The organism is Chitinophaga pendula (assembly GCF_020386615.1).
In the GTDB taxonomy this organism is placed as follows: domain Bacteria; phylum Bacteroidota; class Bacteroidia; order Chitinophagales; family Chitinophagaceae; genus Chitinophaga; species Chitinophaga pendula.
The window spans coordinates 3,795,273-3,809,963 of sequence record NZ_CP077769.1; the positions used below are offsets into that span (position 1 = coordinate 3,795,273).

12 protein-coding genes are annotated in these 14,691 nt (G+C 48.9%); 6 read left to right on the forward strand and 6 right to left on the reverse strand.

Features of this window, described 5'->3' with window-relative positions:
• Positions 1 to 50: 50 nt before the first annotated feature.
• On the reverse strand, positions 51 to 629 hold the full coding sequence (locus tag KTO58_RS13420) for a Pvc16 family protein (RefSeq protein WP_095838883.1): 579 nt from the start codon (positions 627 to 629) through the stop codon (positions 51 to 53).
• A gap of 224 nt (positions 630 to 853) precedes the next feature.
• On the opposite strand from KTO58_RS13420, the gene KTO58_RS13425 reads away from it, so the two are divergent.
• The 3 genes from KTO58_RS13425 to KTO58_RS13435 all read left to right on the forward strand — a co-directional run bounded on the left by KTO58_RS13425 (position 854) and on the right by KTO58_RS13435 (position 4,632).
• Positions 854 to 2,884 carry a glycosyl hydrolase family 18 protein gene (locus KTO58_RS13425; protein WP_157752977.1) on the forward strand — a complete coding sequence of 677 codons (2,031 nt, stop codon included), beginning with the start codon at positions 854 to 856 and terminating at the stop codon, positions 2,882 to 2,884.
• Positions 2,885 to 2,995: 111 nt separating this feature from the next.
• A complete protein-coding gene (locus KTO58_RS13430) occupies positions 2,996 to 3,337 on the forward strand; it encodes a YciI family protein (RefSeq protein WP_095838881.1) in 342 nt (113 codons plus the stop codon).
• Positions 3,334 to 4,632, forward strand: a complete 1,299-nt coding sequence (locus KTO58_RS13435) for an RNA polymerase sigma factor (protein WP_157752976.1) — start codon at positions 3,334 to 3,336, stop codon at positions 4,630 to 4,632. Before KTO58_RS13430 ends, KTO58_RS13435 begins: the two co-directional genes overlap by 4 nt.
• Here KTO58_RS13435 and KTO58_RS13440 read toward each other — a convergent pair whose 3' ends face one another.
• Positions 4,633 to 6,120 carry a helix-turn-helix transcriptional regulator gene (locus KTO58_RS13440; RefSeq protein WP_198314913.1) on the reverse strand — a complete coding sequence of 496 codons (1,488 nt, stop codon included), beginning with the start codon at positions 6,118 to 6,120 and terminating at the stop codon, positions 4,633 to 4,635. It lies immediately after the preceding gene.
• Positions 6,121 to 6,219: 99 nt separating this feature from the next.
• On the opposite strand from KTO58_RS13440, the gene aceB reads away from it, so the two are divergent.
• From aceB to KTO58_RS13455, 3 genes are all read left to right on the forward strand, one after another.
• On the forward strand, positions 6,220 to 7,827 hold the full coding sequence (aceB, locus tag KTO58_RS13445; RefSeq protein ID WP_095838878.1) for a malate synthase A: 1,608 nt from the start codon (positions 6,220 to 6,222) through the stop codon (positions 7,825 to 7,827).
• Positions 7,828 to 7,870: 43 nt separating this feature from the next.
• On the forward strand, positions 7,871 to 9,142 hold the full coding sequence (aceA, locus tag KTO58_RS13450; RefSeq protein ID WP_095838877.1) for an isocitrate lyase: 1,272 nt from the start codon (positions 7,871 to 7,873) through the stop codon (positions 9,140 to 9,142).
• 165 nt (positions 9,143 to 9,307) lie between these two features.
• On the forward strand, positions 9,308 to 10,543 hold the full coding sequence (locus KTO58_RS13455; RefSeq protein WP_095838876.1) for a DUF6051 family protein: 1,236 nt from the start codon (positions 9,308 to 9,310) through the stop codon (positions 10,541 to 10,543).
• A 36-nt stretch (positions 10,544 to 10,579) separates the two neighbouring features.
• On the opposite strand, the gene KTO58_RS13460 is transcribed toward KTO58_RS13455, so the two are convergent.
• The 4 genes from KTO58_RS13460 to KTO58_RS13475 all read right to left on the reverse strand — a co-directional run bounded on the left by KTO58_RS13460 (position 10,580) and on the right by KTO58_RS13475 (position 14,681).
• Positions 10,580 to 11,017 (reverse strand): acyl-CoA thioesterase, encoded by a 438-nt coding sequence (locus KTO58_RS13460; RefSeq protein ID WP_198314912.1) that lies wholly within the window; start codon positions 11,015 to 11,017, stop codon positions 10,580 to 10,582.
• A 75-nt stretch (positions 11,018 to 11,092) separates the two neighbouring features.
• Positions 11,093 to 12,070 carry an electron transfer flavoprotein subunit alpha/FixB family protein gene (locus KTO58_RS13465; RefSeq protein WP_095841572.1) on the reverse strand — a complete coding sequence of 326 codons (978 nt, stop codon included), beginning with the start codon at positions 12,068 to 12,070 and terminating at the stop codon, positions 11,093 to 11,095.
• Between the two features lie 27 nt (positions 12,071 to 12,097).
• Positions 12,098 to 12,841, reverse strand: coding sequence for an electron transfer flavoprotein subunit beta/FixA family protein (locus KTO58_RS13470; protein WP_095838875.1), 744 nt, complete (start codon positions 12,839 to 12,841; stop codon positions 12,098 to 12,100).
• A 52-nt stretch (positions 12,842 to 12,893) separates the two neighbouring features.
• On the reverse strand, positions 12,894 to 14,681 hold the full coding sequence (locus KTO58_RS13475) for an AMP-dependent synthetase/ligase (protein WP_095838874.1): 1,788 nt from the start codon (positions 14,679 to 14,681) through the stop codon (positions 12,894 to 12,896).
• Positions 14,682 to 14,691: the final 10 nt, after the last annotated feature.

Genomic DNA, 14,691 nt, shown 5'->3' on the forward strand with positions numbered 1-14,691 from the left:
TGTACTCTGGCAGCCTCTTTCATAGTTAGTGTTAATGTGTCTTTATCATGTTACTTTGAGGTAGCGCTGCTATCGGCGGCGATATCAGCCACTGCAGGTCTGAATTCGCGTATGATCGCATCATTAAATGTGAGCATTCTGACTTTGTACACTACTGAGGGCATGTATTTGGCGCCTAAGGTAGTCCATACATTGTTGAGCTTATCGGCGGCCAGACTTTCCATTTCAAAAATTACTTTTCCTATTATGGTATCCAACCCTGGTGTATTGGTAGTGTCAAAGACAGGCTTAGATTGAAAATAAGCGATGATAAACGAGGTGAATCTCAGGGCTTCTGCATAGTTATTGCTACTGAAGTAGGCTGAGAACATGACATATAAATTGATGCTTGCTGGTGGACCTACAGGAGTACCAAAGCTTCTACCTGCGGCGGTTCCAGGTCTCTGGACCACTGTCTCGCGTTCAATGTTGATCAAAGTTGCAATGATCTTGTTTTCTCCTTGTACAGCGATGCTACCGTCCTGGTTCACGATACCAGACAGGATGACCTTATCCTCATTAATTTGCAACTTCCTCTTAAAATAGTTGTTGATCTCTTCTGTGATGCAGCTTAAGGTTTCATAGATCATTCCATTAGCTTTTACACGGGGGCATTATACAATCTATAAATCATTGGTTAAGGGAATCCGAAAGTTATGTCAACTTACTAAATCACCCACAAGATAATAGGTCCTAAAAAATAATCCAATTTTTTATTTAAATAATAATTCTCTATTTTATACTTAATTATTCTCTACCTTTATAGTTATAGTCCCTTTTATTCCCTATGAAACCCCACGCTGTCATATGTGTCATGTTGCTTCTCTTTGCTATCGCAGGGCAATCGATCCATGCAACTACTTACGGGAGAAATTTTCATACATACGTTAACGTTATCCATATACAGCCGGTTCCGAAGGATACGGCAGTACGTGCTAAACTGATCCAGCGTATACTCAATGCGCTAAAGTTTACTAAAAATGCGCACCTGCGGGAGCGACGCCGCATCATGCAGGCGATCAACGAGACCTTTGCGGATTCGATGGTGGCTACTGCCAGGGATATCCAACGCATTACGCAGGCATTGTCCAAGCAGGAGAATCAACATTATGATTCTTTGAAATCGTTACTGGAGTCGCTTTGTATAAAACCGACCCCGGTGACGGCTGCTGACACCACGCATACTACGCCGGTGACGCCCCCCGTGCCGGATAAGGTACCGGATAATGATCTGAATAATCTTGTAGACAAGATCGTTCCCATTTTGCAACAAAAGGATGAGTCAGCGGAGGAAAAGCAACGATTGCAGAAGTTGCAGGTGATCAGATCTGTATATGGGCGGACCGGGAGTGTTTATGATACTTTACGGTTGAATGACAGCCTGGGAATACGTTATACACTGAAACTAGCTCAGCAGGTACAGGTGGCCGGATCTTACCTACCCGGTACGGGCGCCAATTATCAACTTTACAATTACAATGCGCTCACCAGTTTTTATGCGGACGGCTATACGCTTAATAGTGACAACGGGCATATTATGTCCCGGTTCGAGTCTCCTGATGTGGTGATGGAAACTGCACGTATGAATGGTTGTAATATAGGATTGACTGTTCGGGTGCATGGAGCGGCTGCCATCCAGCGGTTGTTGCAGGATCAGCGGGTGCAGGTCTTGTTTACTGATTCGCTTGCGAAGTTATTATTACGAGAGAAAGCTAGTACTGTCACTATTGGCATTGCGGGATTAAAGAAAGGGCAGCGTAACAGTTTTACAGGTTTTATCACGCAACTGTCGACGCAGTTGCATATATATGATACCAGCCTGCGGGTGAATGTGATCTTACCCTCTTTTGATAAGGAGCAGGCCTATGATCTGCGGGCGCTTAATCCTTTTGTAGCATTTTTCTTGATTGACTTTACACAAGTTACGGGTCAGCAGCCAGGTCCGCTGGCGCCGCTGAAGGGAAGCGGTTCCATAGATGCGGCGGTATCGTTGTATTTTCAACAGCAGATATTGCCTACCAAGTTCCTGTTACTGTTATCTTATTATGGTACGCTTTGGAATACCGGTGAGGGCAAGCCTGTTTTTAAAGAGTATGTCAGCTTTAGCCATATCCAGCGAAAGTATGGTGCGGATACCGGTACCTTATATGATATGAGCCGGATCGCTGCTTACCTGGAGTTGCCTGATAGGGAAGGCGTTATTAAGCAGGTGTTATGGTTTGACGATGCCAGTACATTGGGAGAAAAGTATGATTATGTATTGAATGCCGGGCTTGGTGGGGTGGTGCTTCATTCGCTTGGTGCGGATGACGGTTACGGGGAGTTGTGGGATGAGTTGATGAGTAAGCTGGTGAAAGTGGATACGGTGTATGCAGATACGGTGGTATTGATCCCTCCGGCGCCGGTGAAAGTCACTTTCTGGGAGCGTGTCAAGCAGGAATTTTCTGCTTATGTCAAGCTGTTCAGAGACCCCTGCAGTGTATCGGAGACGGAGTATGAAGGGGACACTTACTTTATATATATATCGGTGATATTATTCCTGCTTTGTTTAGGAGCAGGTTTCTATTATTTGCATAATATGCGAGTTACCGGTGACACGTGGGAGGGCCGGAAGCTAACGATCGTTGTGATCGTCGTGCTGGTACTGCTATTATTCTTTAGTATTGTCATGTCATTTTTCCTGAATAAGAATATTCCCTGGTTGGGTATTACGGATGATCCCAGCCGTTGTAACAGTGTTCCACTCAGCAGTATCCTTATTATTTTCTCTACGGGGGCGGTGATCGGTGTGCTGATCATGCGGTTTTTGCTTTTGCCCTTTGTGCGGAAGGATGATGTACCTTGATCTTCCTTTTTATTTTTTTTTCTTGATTCCCCTAAAATTTGTCCAAATTTGAGTTTTTCATTCGTCATTCGGGTGTAATGGTTATCTATTCATCATCAAAAAAGTAACGACATGAAAGACTACTTGTTATTATTCCGGGGTGGACCACAATATATCCCCACCACTGACGGCTCACAGGTGCCTATCTCTCCCGAATGGAAACAGTGGATGGAGCGGATGGTCCAGAACGGGCATTATATTGGCGGGCAGCGGCTGATCGGTAACACCGGTACGGTTTTAAAGGATCAGCGGCGACAGATCACGGACGGTCCATTTGCGGAAGGCAAGGAGATCGTGGCTGGTTACCTGATCATCAAGGCCCGGGATATGGAGGAAGCGGTCTCTCTGACGGAGGGGTGTCCACTTTTCGGGCATGCTGACGGCAGTGTAGAGATACGCGAGATTGCCTATTGACCACCTTTTTATCTCATGTAGTGGATTCTTCCAAACAAATACATCAGTTAACGGACCATCTTTTCCGCCGGGAGGCGGGGAAGATGGTTGCTGTATTGACCAAGATATTCGGTACGGAGCACCTGGAGTTATGTGAGGATGTGGTGCAGGATACGCTGTTGCACGCATTACAGGTGTGGGTGGATAAAGGTATTCCTGATCAGCCGGCGGCCTGGTTATTCCGGGTAGCGAAAAACAAAGCGATCGATATTATCCGGCGGAACAAACACGCTGTCAGTTTTGATTTCAGTGACAATGAGCACGTGTTGTTGAATTCTGGTTATTCGATGGCAGCTACTATGGATGATTTCTGGCAGGAAGGTTCGATGAAGGATGATATGTTGCGTATGATGTTTGCCTGTTGTGATCCAGGTATTTCGGAGGATCACCAGGTAACGATCATTCTGAAGACGCTCTGTGGTTTTAGTACGGCGGAGATTGCGAAGGCTTTTGTTACGACGGAAGATACTATCTCCAAGCGACTTTACCGGACGAAAGAATTTTTCCGGGAGCAGCGATTAAAGCCAGCTTTTCCATCTCCTGCTGCGTTAGCGGTTCGTATAGATGCGGTGTTGAATGTGATCTACCTGTTATTCAATGAAGGTTATAATTCTACGCATGCAGCGGAGTTGATCCGGCGGGATTTGCTGGAAGAAGCGATGATGTTGTGTAAGTTGCTGACGGAACATCCGCAGACGCAGCTGCCTTCAGTGTATGCGTTGATGGCGTTGATGTGTTTTCATGCGTCACGTACGGACAGCCGGTTAACTGCTGCGGGGCAGATCATATTGCTGCCGGACCAGGACCGGCGTAAGTGGGATCAGGGATTGATACGCCAAGGCAATGCTTATTTAAACCAAGCAGCAGGCGGCGAGTATCTCAGCCGTTATCACCTGGAAGCTGCTATTGCTTACGAGCACTGTGCTGCGGATAGTTATGCCCACACGAACTGGCAGCAGTTGCTAACCTATTATGACCTGTTGAATACTTTATACCCCTCTCCTATTACTATGATGAATAAGGCAGTGATCATCCTTCAATTGTATGGTGCGGAGACTGCTTTAAAAGCATTAGCGGTAGCTGATATTGAGAAGAAGTTAAGTTCCTTTTACCTATACAATAGTTTATTAGGTGAGTTACATGCCCGACTGGGGCATGTGGCAGAGGCCCGTCATTATTTCCAGCGGGCGATGCGGCAAACGAGAGCGGAGGCGGAACGCGCCTTGCTTGATGAAAAGTTAGCGAAGCTATCCTGATCATTTCTCCAATGATTGCAGCGCTATATTTATTTCTTCCTGTTTTTCCTTTTCAAGTATAACTGTTGGCGGGGCGCCTCTTTCCTGGCAATCCATAATGGAGCAACGTTCGCAGGCGGTGTTGACGATCTTTTCGGGTAATGAGGTATCGTGAACGAAGCGCATGTTTTGCAGCAGTTGTTTGTCCATCATGAGGCCCAGTGTTACGCTGACCATTTCATCGCTACTTTTCTGACGAGGTTTGGCGAAGGTGATGGCGAGATAGCGATTATGTGTCTGGTGGTAGTGAGATACCTGTATGCCGACGATCGGTTGTTTGTATTTCTTTTTGGCTACCTGTACGGCAGTTTGTTGCATCATACCGATGGCCAGCCATCTGCGGCAATAGTGTTCGCTGATGGCATTTGCGTGTGGGTTGTGCAATTGTGAGAGGTGTAGTTCTTTGGTGATCTCGTAGTGAGAGCGGGTGATATTGCCGGTCATGCGGAGGAAGAACAGTTGATCGATACCGAAATGATGCGGCAGGATATTGGTAAGGCGTTGCATCAGCATTTCGGGTGTGACGCTGTATTTATCAAGGAGTTGCAGCCAGGCGGCTGCTTCCCATTTTTCCTGTCTTATAAGGGATCGCATGTCGGCTGCGATATTGTCTTCTGGTATGAGCAGGGCTGCAGCGAAGTAGGAAGCTCTGAAATTGTGCAATAATACGTCGAATGATGCCGGGTGCCGGATGATGGTTTCATAGGAGCGCTCTGTGATGTGCAGGTATTGAAAGGCCAGTTCTCTTGAGAGCAGGAATGCTTCCTGTGCCGGGTTGAGTTGTTTGTTGATGTACAATACTTTTTTCTCTGCGGCGAAGTAGGACCTGAGGCCATTGAGGGCTGAGACGGTGCCCATTTTTTTCCGATCGATCTGAATGTTGTAATGATTTTCGAGGATGGCGCTGAGCGTATCTGGTTGCAGGGGGATGTTTTCTTCGAGGTTATGTTCCTGTCTGAAGCGGAGGGCGGAGGCTTCGAGGTCTTCAAAGTAGTTATCGTGGAGGTCTTGGTAAGAGCGGAGGGCGGTGGTATAGAAATTTTCTGTGGACATCTGGTATGCCCGTGATATTTTGATCAGTGTGCTGATGAAGGCGGTTACTTTATCGGGGGTGTTGGAGAAGAGTTCGAGTAGGCTGGCAGGTGAGAGGCCGAAATGTTCCCATGGGATGACGTTGATGAATTCGGAGCTGATGAGGTCGATGATAGGTTGGAGTTTTTTGCCTCCGTTGAGGGATACGAGGTAATCGTATTCTACGCCGAGGGCTTTTGTCAGGGCCATGATCTTGTCTGCTTTCGGGTATTTGCGGCCATTTTCGATATCGTGGAGATAGGAGATGGCGAGTTTGGTGGCATCGGATAGTTGTTGATATGACAATCCTTTTTGTTGCCGGAGGCTGCGTAGTTTAAGGCCGAATATGAGTTTTACGCTATCATTTTCTGAGATCATACGGCAAGCTATAAAAAAATCGGCTTGATACGAAAATATATTTTTTAGAGAAATTTTCTCTTTTAAAGAAAATACATACATTTGGAGAAATCCATGATTATGATTACGCCCATCCCGACAACATCGACGAGGCGCAGGGCCAGCATACATGCCCCTGCCCGGACGGCTTATCCGCAGGTATTAACGGAGGAAGCCCTGGTATTTCTCTCTGAGCTGCATCATCATTTTAATGCGACCCGGCTCCGGTTGTTATCAGAGCGGGCGGCGGTGCAGGCGCGTATTGAGCAGGGTAAGTGGCTGGATTTTGATCCGGCGACGGCGGATATCCGGGTCGGATATTGGGAGGTTTCGGCGCCACCGGCTGATCTGCAGGACAGGCGGGTAGAGATTACGGGACCTGTGGACCGGAAGATGATGATCAACGCCTTGAATTCGGGTGCGAATGTGTTCATGGCAGATCTGGAGGACAGTCATACTCCCAGCTGGGATAATGTGTTGCAAGGGCAGATCAATTTGCAGGATGCGGTTCGGCGGACGATCAGTTATACCAATGAGCAAGGCAAACAGTATGTATTGGGGATGCAGGTGGCTACGCTGATGGTGCGGCCGAGGGGATGGCATTTGACGGAGCGGCATTTACGTATTGGTGCGGAAGCTATGAGTGCCAGTTTGTTTGACTTTGGTTTGTATTTTTTCCATAATGCGGAGGAGTTGTTGAACCGGGGCAGCGGGCCATATTTTTATCTGCCTAAGCTGGAGAGTTACCTGGAGGCACGGTTATGGAACGAGGTATTTGATTTTGCGGAGCGATATCTGCAATTACCGGAAGGTTGTACGAAGGCGACGGTGTTGATAGAGACGATACCTGCGGTTTTTCAGATGCACGAGATATTATGGGAGTTGCGTACACGGTCGGTGGGGCTTAACTGTGGACGATGGGATTACATCTTTTCATTTATCAAAAAGCACAAGGATATTCCCGGTTATTTATTTCCGGACCGGTCTCAGATCACGATGACGGTGCCCTGTATGCGTGCTTATACGCAGTTGGTGGTGAAGACCTGTCACCGGCGGGGTATACATGCGATTGGCGGGATGGCGGCGCAGATACCTATCCGGGATGATGAGCGTGCGAATGCGCTGGCAATGGAGCGGGTGCGGGCGGACAAGTTGCGGGAGGTAATAGACGGGCATGACGGTACGTGGGTGGCTCATCCGGGATTGGTACCGGTGGCTAAGGCGATCTTTGATGAGCATATGCCTACGCCACATCAGCTCCATGAAAAAAGAAGTGATTTTCATACTACGGCGGAAGCGTTGCTGGCGTTGCCGGAAGGCAGTATTACGGTGAGGGGGGTACGTTTGAATATCCAGGTTGGCATCCTTTACCTGGAGAGCTGGCTGCGAGGTAACGGAGCGGTAGCTATTCACTATCTTATGGAGGATGCGGCTACTGCTGAGATCTCCCGTATCCAGGTATGGCAATGGCTACGGGCGCAGGTAAGGTTAGATGACGGACGGACGCTGACGTACGGGTATTACCAGGAGTTGCTGGCGGATGAGGTAGGTAAGATACGCGTGTTGGTGGGGTCAGCAGCCTATGCCGGCGGGCAGTTTGACGCTGCTATCCGGTTGTTTGAGCAGTTGGTGACGGCTGCGGTCTGTGAAGACTTTCTGACTATACCTGCTTATACACTTATTGACTGATCCTTTTTTGTCCTTTCATTCTCCACTTTAAAACCCAAGTAACATGCAAAACAAGATCAACGAGCTTACTACAAATTGGGCGACGCAGTCCCGATGGGCAGGTATTAAGCGGCCTTATACGGCCGAGCAGGTGTTGCGCCTGCGGGGTAAGGTAACTGTTGCCCATTCATTAGCGGCGATGGGAGCGGAAAAGTTATGGCATCAGCTCCATATGCAACCTCCGGTTACGGCGTTGGGAGCGATGAGCGGCAACCAGGCAGTGCAGGCGGTGTCGGCGGGGCTGGATGCAATTTATCTCAGCGGGTGGCAGGTGGCGGCGGACGCTAATCTTGCCGGGCATATGTATCCTGATCAGTCGTTGTATCCGGCGAATTCAGTACCTGAGGTGGTGAAGCGGATTAACAATGCGTTGTTGCGATGTGAGCAGATAGACTCTGTTAACGGTGTTAATGAACGGGACTGGGTGGTGCCGATCGTAGCAGATGCGGAAGCTGGTTTTGGTGGTAACCTGAATGCCTTTGAGCTGATGAAGGAGATGATAGTGGCCGGAGCTGCCGGGGTTCATTTTGAGGATCAGTTGTCATCGGCGAAGAAGTGCGGTCATTTGGGCGGGAAGGTGCTGGTATCTACACAGGAGGCGATCCACAAGCTTGTATCAGCGAGACTGGCGGCGGATGTGATGGGCACTCCGACGATCCTGATTGCCAGGACGGATGCGGAGGCGGCGACACTTATCACCAGTGATATTGACGAGCGGGACCGGCGGTTCTTAACGGGAGAACGTACGAGTGAAGGTTTTTTCCAGGTGCGTAACGGGTTGGAGGCCTGTATTTCCCGCGGACTTTCTTATGCGCCTTATTCGGATATGCTTTGGATGGAGACCTCTCATCCTGATCTTGCTATGGCCCGTGATTTTGCGCAGGCGATCCATGATCGTTATCCCGGTAAGTTACTGGCATATAACTGTTCGCCATCTTTCAATTGGGCGCGTCATCTTGGTGAGGCGGAGATGGAGCGGTTCCGGGAGGAGCTGGCGGAGCTGGGTTATTGTTTTCAGTTCATTACGTTAGCTGGGTTTCATGCATTGAACAGTTCTATGTTTGAACTATCCTGTGCTTATAAGACGAGGGGGATGGCCGGTTTCTCGCAGTTACAGCAACGTGAGTTTCAGTTACAGGAGCAGGGATTCCGGGCTATCAAACACCAGCATTTTGTAGGGACAGGTTATTTCGACTATGTGCAGCATGCGGTACAGCAAGGCAGTTCTTCTACGGTGGCGATGAAGGACAGCACGGAGGCGGCACAATTCCATTGATGATTCTATTGTCATAAAATACGGTATTGATTTTATCGTTATAGTCATACACCAATACGGGGAGCGGAGGTGTGCCTGCCGTCTCCCTTTTTTTTCCGCTTTCGTCTTTGATGAAGCCATTGATAAAGCGTAAATTACAGGAGCGAACTAAAATAAACTGTGTGAATGACATACAATGAATTGTATCAACACCTTCGAACTGCACATGATGAACAACAAGCTGAGCAAGTAATCCCTGCACTACATGTAAAATTGCTTCGATTTAAATTCTGTTCCAGAGGCGTCCCATTTTTACCCGGAGCTCATTCCTACAACTGTGCAGAGCACGGTATGGAGTTTAACGGGCAGGAGCTTGCTACCGGAGGTTCCTATTCTCCGGAGCGATCATTACTGGATACGCATGATAGTGCGATCCATTGTAACGAGATATTTCATTACCTGATGATGCAACCTGCTGAGGAGGCGTTGTCGAAGGGAGTTATCCTGTTGTTTCACGGGCTTAATGAGAAGTCCTGGGATAAGTATCTTCCTTGGGCGTATCAGTTGATGAAGCTGACGGGTAAGTCGGTGATATTATTTCCTATTGCTTTTCATATGAACCGGTCTCCGGAGGCCTGGTCGAATGCGAAGTTGATGCAGCAGGTGGCACATATCCGGGCGCAGCATCATCAGCATAATTCTCATATTTCGTTTGTGAATGCTGCGATCAGCACGCGGCTGGAGGAGAATCCGCAGCGTTTGTTCTGGTCGGGGTTGCAGACTTATAAGGATGTAGCTGATTTTCTGCTGCAGCTGAAGAAGGGTGCTCATTCTCATATAGGGGCTGATGCGACGGTGGATCTTTTCGGTTATTCTATCGGTGCTTTCTTTTCGATCATATTACTTATGGCGAATCCGCACGCCATGTTATCGCGGAGTAAGTTATTCCTATTCTGTGGTGGTACTACGTTGGACCGGATGTATCCTGCCAGCAGGTATATACTGGATACGCGGTCGTCGGTAGCCTTGCAGAGTTATTTTGCGGAGCAGATGAACAATGATTTCCGGGGAGAGCGGCGGCTGGCGCATTATCTGAGTGATGCGCACGGGGAGGAAAGCAGCTTTAAGACGATGTTGCAGTACAATCATTACAAGGAGACGCGGGAGCAGCGGCTGGCAACGTTGTCGGACCGTATTTATGCTATTCCGTTAAAGCAGGACAGTATTATTCCTCCTGTGGAGGTGATTAATTTATTGCAAGGGGATTTCCGGAATATTCCCATCCCGGTAGAGATTATGGATTTCAAGTATCCTTATTCGCATGTGAATCCATTTCCGTTGGGCCGTAAGCATCATGGGCTGGTGGATACTGCTTTTCATGAGGTGATGCAGAAGGCGGCCCATTTCCTTGGCAGCTTATAATATTTCAACACCCCATCGTTGCTGACGGGGTGTTCTTTATTTTTCTTCTATTGTAAAATCTTCGCTTTTGGGTACTGCCATGAACAGGTTGTTCAGGTCTGGCGGCAGTGTTATTATTTTACGGCGTTCGGTATCGAGCCATGCTCCTTCTACGGTGATGACGGCAGCTTTCACGCCATCGCTACGAAATATTTCATTCCGGATGGTCCAGCGGGATCCATTGGGTCTGTAGCGTATGAGTTCTGCTGATACTTTGATTGTTTCGTTGAGGCTGACTTCGCGGAGGTATACTGATTCTTCTTTAAACAGGACGGGGCCGACTTTCAACTCGAGGAATGTTTTCGGGTTGAGGCCTACGGAGGCGAGTAGTGCGAGCCTGCCCTGTGCGGCGTAGTCTGCGTAGGCGGAATGTCTCATGTGTCCATTGACATCTATTTGTGCCCACAGTACCTGTCCTTCATAAAATATGTTCATCTACACTGGATTTTCTACATGACGATTGTGTGATCAGTTATCCGGACCTGCGGTGCAGGTCCGGATGCTGGTATATTAGTTTTGCGACGCTTTGAATTTCTCAACGGCGGCGGTTAGTTTGGGTACTATTTCGAGTGCATCTCCTACGATACCATAGTCGGCGGCTTTGAAGAAAGGTGCTTCGGGATCTTTGTTGATCACTACGATGGTTTTGGAGCCATTTACTCCTGCGAGGTGTTGGATGGCGCCGGATATACCCACTGCAATATACAGATTCGGGCGGATGGTTCCGCCTGTCTGGCCTACGTGTTCGTGGTGCGGGCGCCAGTGGGCGTCGGCTACGGGGCGGGAGCAGGCGAGTACGGCGCCGAGGCTACCAGCCAGTGATTCGAGTATGCCCCAGTTTTCGGGACCTTTGAGTCCGCGGCCACCGCTTACTACGAGTTCTGCTTCGCTGAGGGGAACGGCGCCGGTCACTTTATTAACGGCTTTGACCTGTATGGCGAAGTCGCGGTCGTCGAAGGTAACGCTGAGAGGTTCTACTGTGGCGGTGCCTTCTGCCGGTTTAACCTGGAAGCTATTGGGCATGAGGGTAACGATCTTCACATCGCTGCTGATGTTAACGAATGCGAAGGCTTTACCGGAGAAAACGTTCTTTTTCACCACGAATCCGTTGGACAGGTCGGGTAAAGAGATGGCGCCTGCTACGAGGCCTGCTTTGAGTACGGCTGCGAGTCGTGGGGCGACTGCTTTGCCGATCACATCGTGTCCGGCTATGATTACCTTTGCGCTTTCTTTTTCCGCTGCGGCGATGAGCACTTTGGTATATGCTTTAGCGCTGAGATTGTCGAGGCGTGCGTCGGCTACCTGCAATACTTTCTGTGCGCCATAAGCGCCAAGGCCCTGCATAGCTTCGGCGGAGGCGTTGCCAGGTACTACGGCGGTGAGCGAGGTATTTAATGCCTTTGCGATGGCTGCGGCATATTGTACCTGTTCGAATACTTTCTTTTTGAATGAACCCTGTGTGTGTTCAGCTAATACTATAACAGACATAATAAATTTCTTTCCGTGTTTTTGCAATCAGATTACTTTCGCATCGTTGTGTAATGCGGCGATGAGTTCGTCTACCTGTTCGGTAGTAAACAGTTTTACTGCTGTTTTTGCAGGCGGCAATTCATACGAGACGATATTGCTCAGTGCGGAGGTACCTGCGGGAGCGATCACTTTCAGTGGTTTGGTACGAGCGGCCATGATCCCTCTCATGTTAGGGATGCGGGCTTCGGCTACTCCTTTCTGGCAGGCGATGACCAGCGGGAGTGGTGCGATGTCCACTTCTTCTCCCCCTTCGATCTCGCGGGATACTTCCGCGGTGTTGTTGCTGATTTCGATCTTGGTGGCCAGGCCTATGTAGTCCATATCGAGGAGGCCAGCCACCATGGCGCCTACAGCAGCGTTATTGTAGTCGATGGATTCTTTACCACAGAGTACGAGGTCATAATTTTCTGCTTTGGCATATGCGGCTATTTCTGCTGCCACGATGTATGGGTCTGTGCTGTCGGTATCTATTCTTACGGCTTCATCTCCGCCGATGGCCAATGCTTTACGGATCACCGGTTCTGCATCTGCCTTTCCTACGGTGATAAGGTGTACGGCGGAGGCGGCGCCACTCTCTTTCAGTTCAAGGGCTCTTACCAATGCATACCATTCATCATACGGGTTTACGATCATCGTTACGCCCTGTGTGTTGAAGTGTGTGTTGTTATCGCTGAATGCGATCTTGGTAGTGGTATCAGGCACCTGGCTGATACAAACTAATATTCTCATACTTTGTTCCTTTTTATTAGAATAAAATTTGCTACTTCTTTTTTTATATTATTTAGTCCGCATATAGCTGGTCTATGATGTCTTTATACCGTTCCATGATGATGCGGCGTTTGATCTTACCGGTGGGGGTCAATTCGCCGCTTTCTGTTGTCCAGACGGACGGCACTAATGTAAACCGTTTTACCTGTTCGATATGGCTGAATTCTGGATTGAAGCCATCGATGATCTCCTGATAGCATCGGATCACTTGCGGTTGCCTGACGATATCCTGCTGGCTGGTGAAGCTGACGTTGTGTTGCCGGCACCATGTTTCGAGCTGAGGGAATGCGGGTACGATGAGTGCGGCGGTGAATTTACGTTCGGGTCCTACTATGATGACCTGTTCTACCAGGTTATTTTCTTTCAGTTTGTTTTCTACCGGTGCTGGTGCAACGTATTTACCGCCGGAGGTTTTGAATACTTCTTTTTTGCGATCGGTGATCTTGAGGAATCGGTCATCGACGAAGGCTCCTATATCGCCGGTATGGAACCAGCCATCTTTGATCACTTCGGCGGTGAGGTCAGGTTGCTGGTAGTATCCAACCATGACGGTATCTCCTTTGCAGCATATCTCTCCATCTTCTGCTATCCGGACGTTGACGCCAGGAAGCAGGGGGCCTACGGTGCCGAAGCAGCGATTTTTTTCCAGGTAGCCATTGACGGCTATGACGGGGGACGTTTCGGTGAGGCCATATCCTTCCATGATGGTGATCTTTGCGGCGCTGAATATGCGGGCCAGTTTGACCTGACAGGCGGCGCCTCCTACTACGATGGCCTGTACGTTGCCTCCGATGGCGGCTCTCCACTTGCTGAACACCAGTTTATCTGCCAATGCCATTTGTATTTTATAGCTCCAGCTACGTGGTTTATTGATCTCATACTGTTCGGCCAGCGATACGGACCAAAAGAATATGCGGCGTTTGAGACCTTTGAGTTGCCGGCCTGTTTCCATGATCCTTTCGTATACTTTCTCCAGCAATCTTGGTACGGAGGTAAACACATAGGGTTTTACTTCCCGCAGGTTTTGTGCGATTGCTTCTATGCTTTCTGCATAGTAGATGGAGAAGTGATTGAAGAGGTATATGTAAGTGACCATTTTTTCGAATACATGATTGAGCGGCAGGAAGCTCAGGGCTCTTCTTTCTGGTGTTGGTATTTCGGCCAGTACATCTGTGGCGGACAATACGTTGCTCAATATGTTGCGATGGCTCAGCATTACCCCTTTTGGTTTTCCGGTGGTACCTGAGGTATAGATGATGGTAGCGATATCTTCGCCTTTCACTTTTGCGGCGTGGGCTGCTACTTTTTCGTGGTAGTTTGTTGTGGACGATGCCAGTATTGCGGACCAGTTGGTGACGCCTGGTACTTCGTCGTAGGTGATGATATCCAGGAGGCTGGGTACCTGTTTGGGCAGTTCTTTTACGGTGTGGTATAAGGCTTCGCTGCCGACGAACAGGTATTTTACTTTTGCTTCGTTGAATATGTCTTCCAGTTCTTTTATGCTGGTATTGGGATAGACGGGTACCAGAATGGCGCCAGTCTGTTGGACGGCGAGATCGGTGATGAGCCATTCGGGGCGACCGTAGCTGATGAGGGCTATTTTATCTCCTGCTGCGAGGGAACCATCCCCGGGGCCGACACCTTTGTCCAGTAATCCTGCTGCCAGTCTTGCGATCAGGTCGTGTGTTTCGGTGGTAGCATATTTGCGCCAGGTTCCTTTCTCCTTGCCTACCAGCAGATCTGTCTGTGGGTGGGCCGCTTGTATGCCAATACAATCGAATAATCTTTCTGGTGATTTCATAACTGTCTAA

What these genes read in the sequence shown, in the direction of transcription:
- aceA (WP_095838877.1), top strand. Translation starts at nt 7,871, where the DNA reads ATGCAAAACAAGATCAACGAGCTTACTACAAATTGGGCGACGCAGTCC.
- KTO58_RS13475 (WP_095838874.1), bottom strand. Translation starts at nt 14,681, where the DNA reads ATGAAATCACCAGAAAGATTATTCGATTGTATTGGCATACAAGCGGCC.
- KTO58_RS13460 (WP_198314912.1), bottom strand. Translation starts at nt 11,017, where the DNA reads ATGAACATATTTTATGAAGGACAGGTACTGTGGGCACAAATAGATGTC.
- KTO58_RS13440 (WP_198314913.1), bottom strand. Translation starts at nt 6,120, where the DNA reads ATGATCTCAGAAAATGATAGCGTAAAACTCATATTCGGCCTTAAACTA.
- KTO58_RS13465 (WP_095841572.1), bottom strand. Translation starts at nt 12,070, where the DNA reads ATGTCTGTTATAGTATTAGCTGAACACACACAGGGTTCATTCAAAAAG.
- KTO58_RS13425 (WP_157752977.1), top strand. Translation starts at nt 854, where the DNA reads ATGTTGCTTCTCTTTGCTATCGCAGGGCAATCGATCCATGCAACTACT.
- aceB (WP_095838878.1), top strand. Translation starts at nt 6,220, where the DNA reads ATGATTACGCCCATCCCGACAACATCGACGAGGCGCAGGGCCAGCATA.
- KTO58_RS13430 (WP_095838881.1), top strand. Translation starts at nt 2,996, where the DNA reads ATGAAAGACTACTTGTTATTATTCCGGGGTGGACCACAATATATCCCC.
- KTO58_RS13420 (WP_095838883.1), bottom strand. Translation starts at nt 629, where the DNA reads ATGATCTATGAAACCTTAAGCTGCATCACAGAAGAGATCAACAACTAT.
- KTO58_RS13455 (WP_095838876.1), top strand. Translation starts at nt 9,308, where the DNA reads ATGACATACAATGAATTGTATCAACACCTTCGAACTGCACATGATGAA.
- KTO58_RS13470 (WP_095838875.1), bottom strand. Translation starts at nt 12,841, where the DNA reads ATGAGAATATTAGTTTGTATCAGCCAGGTGCCTGATACCACTACCAAG.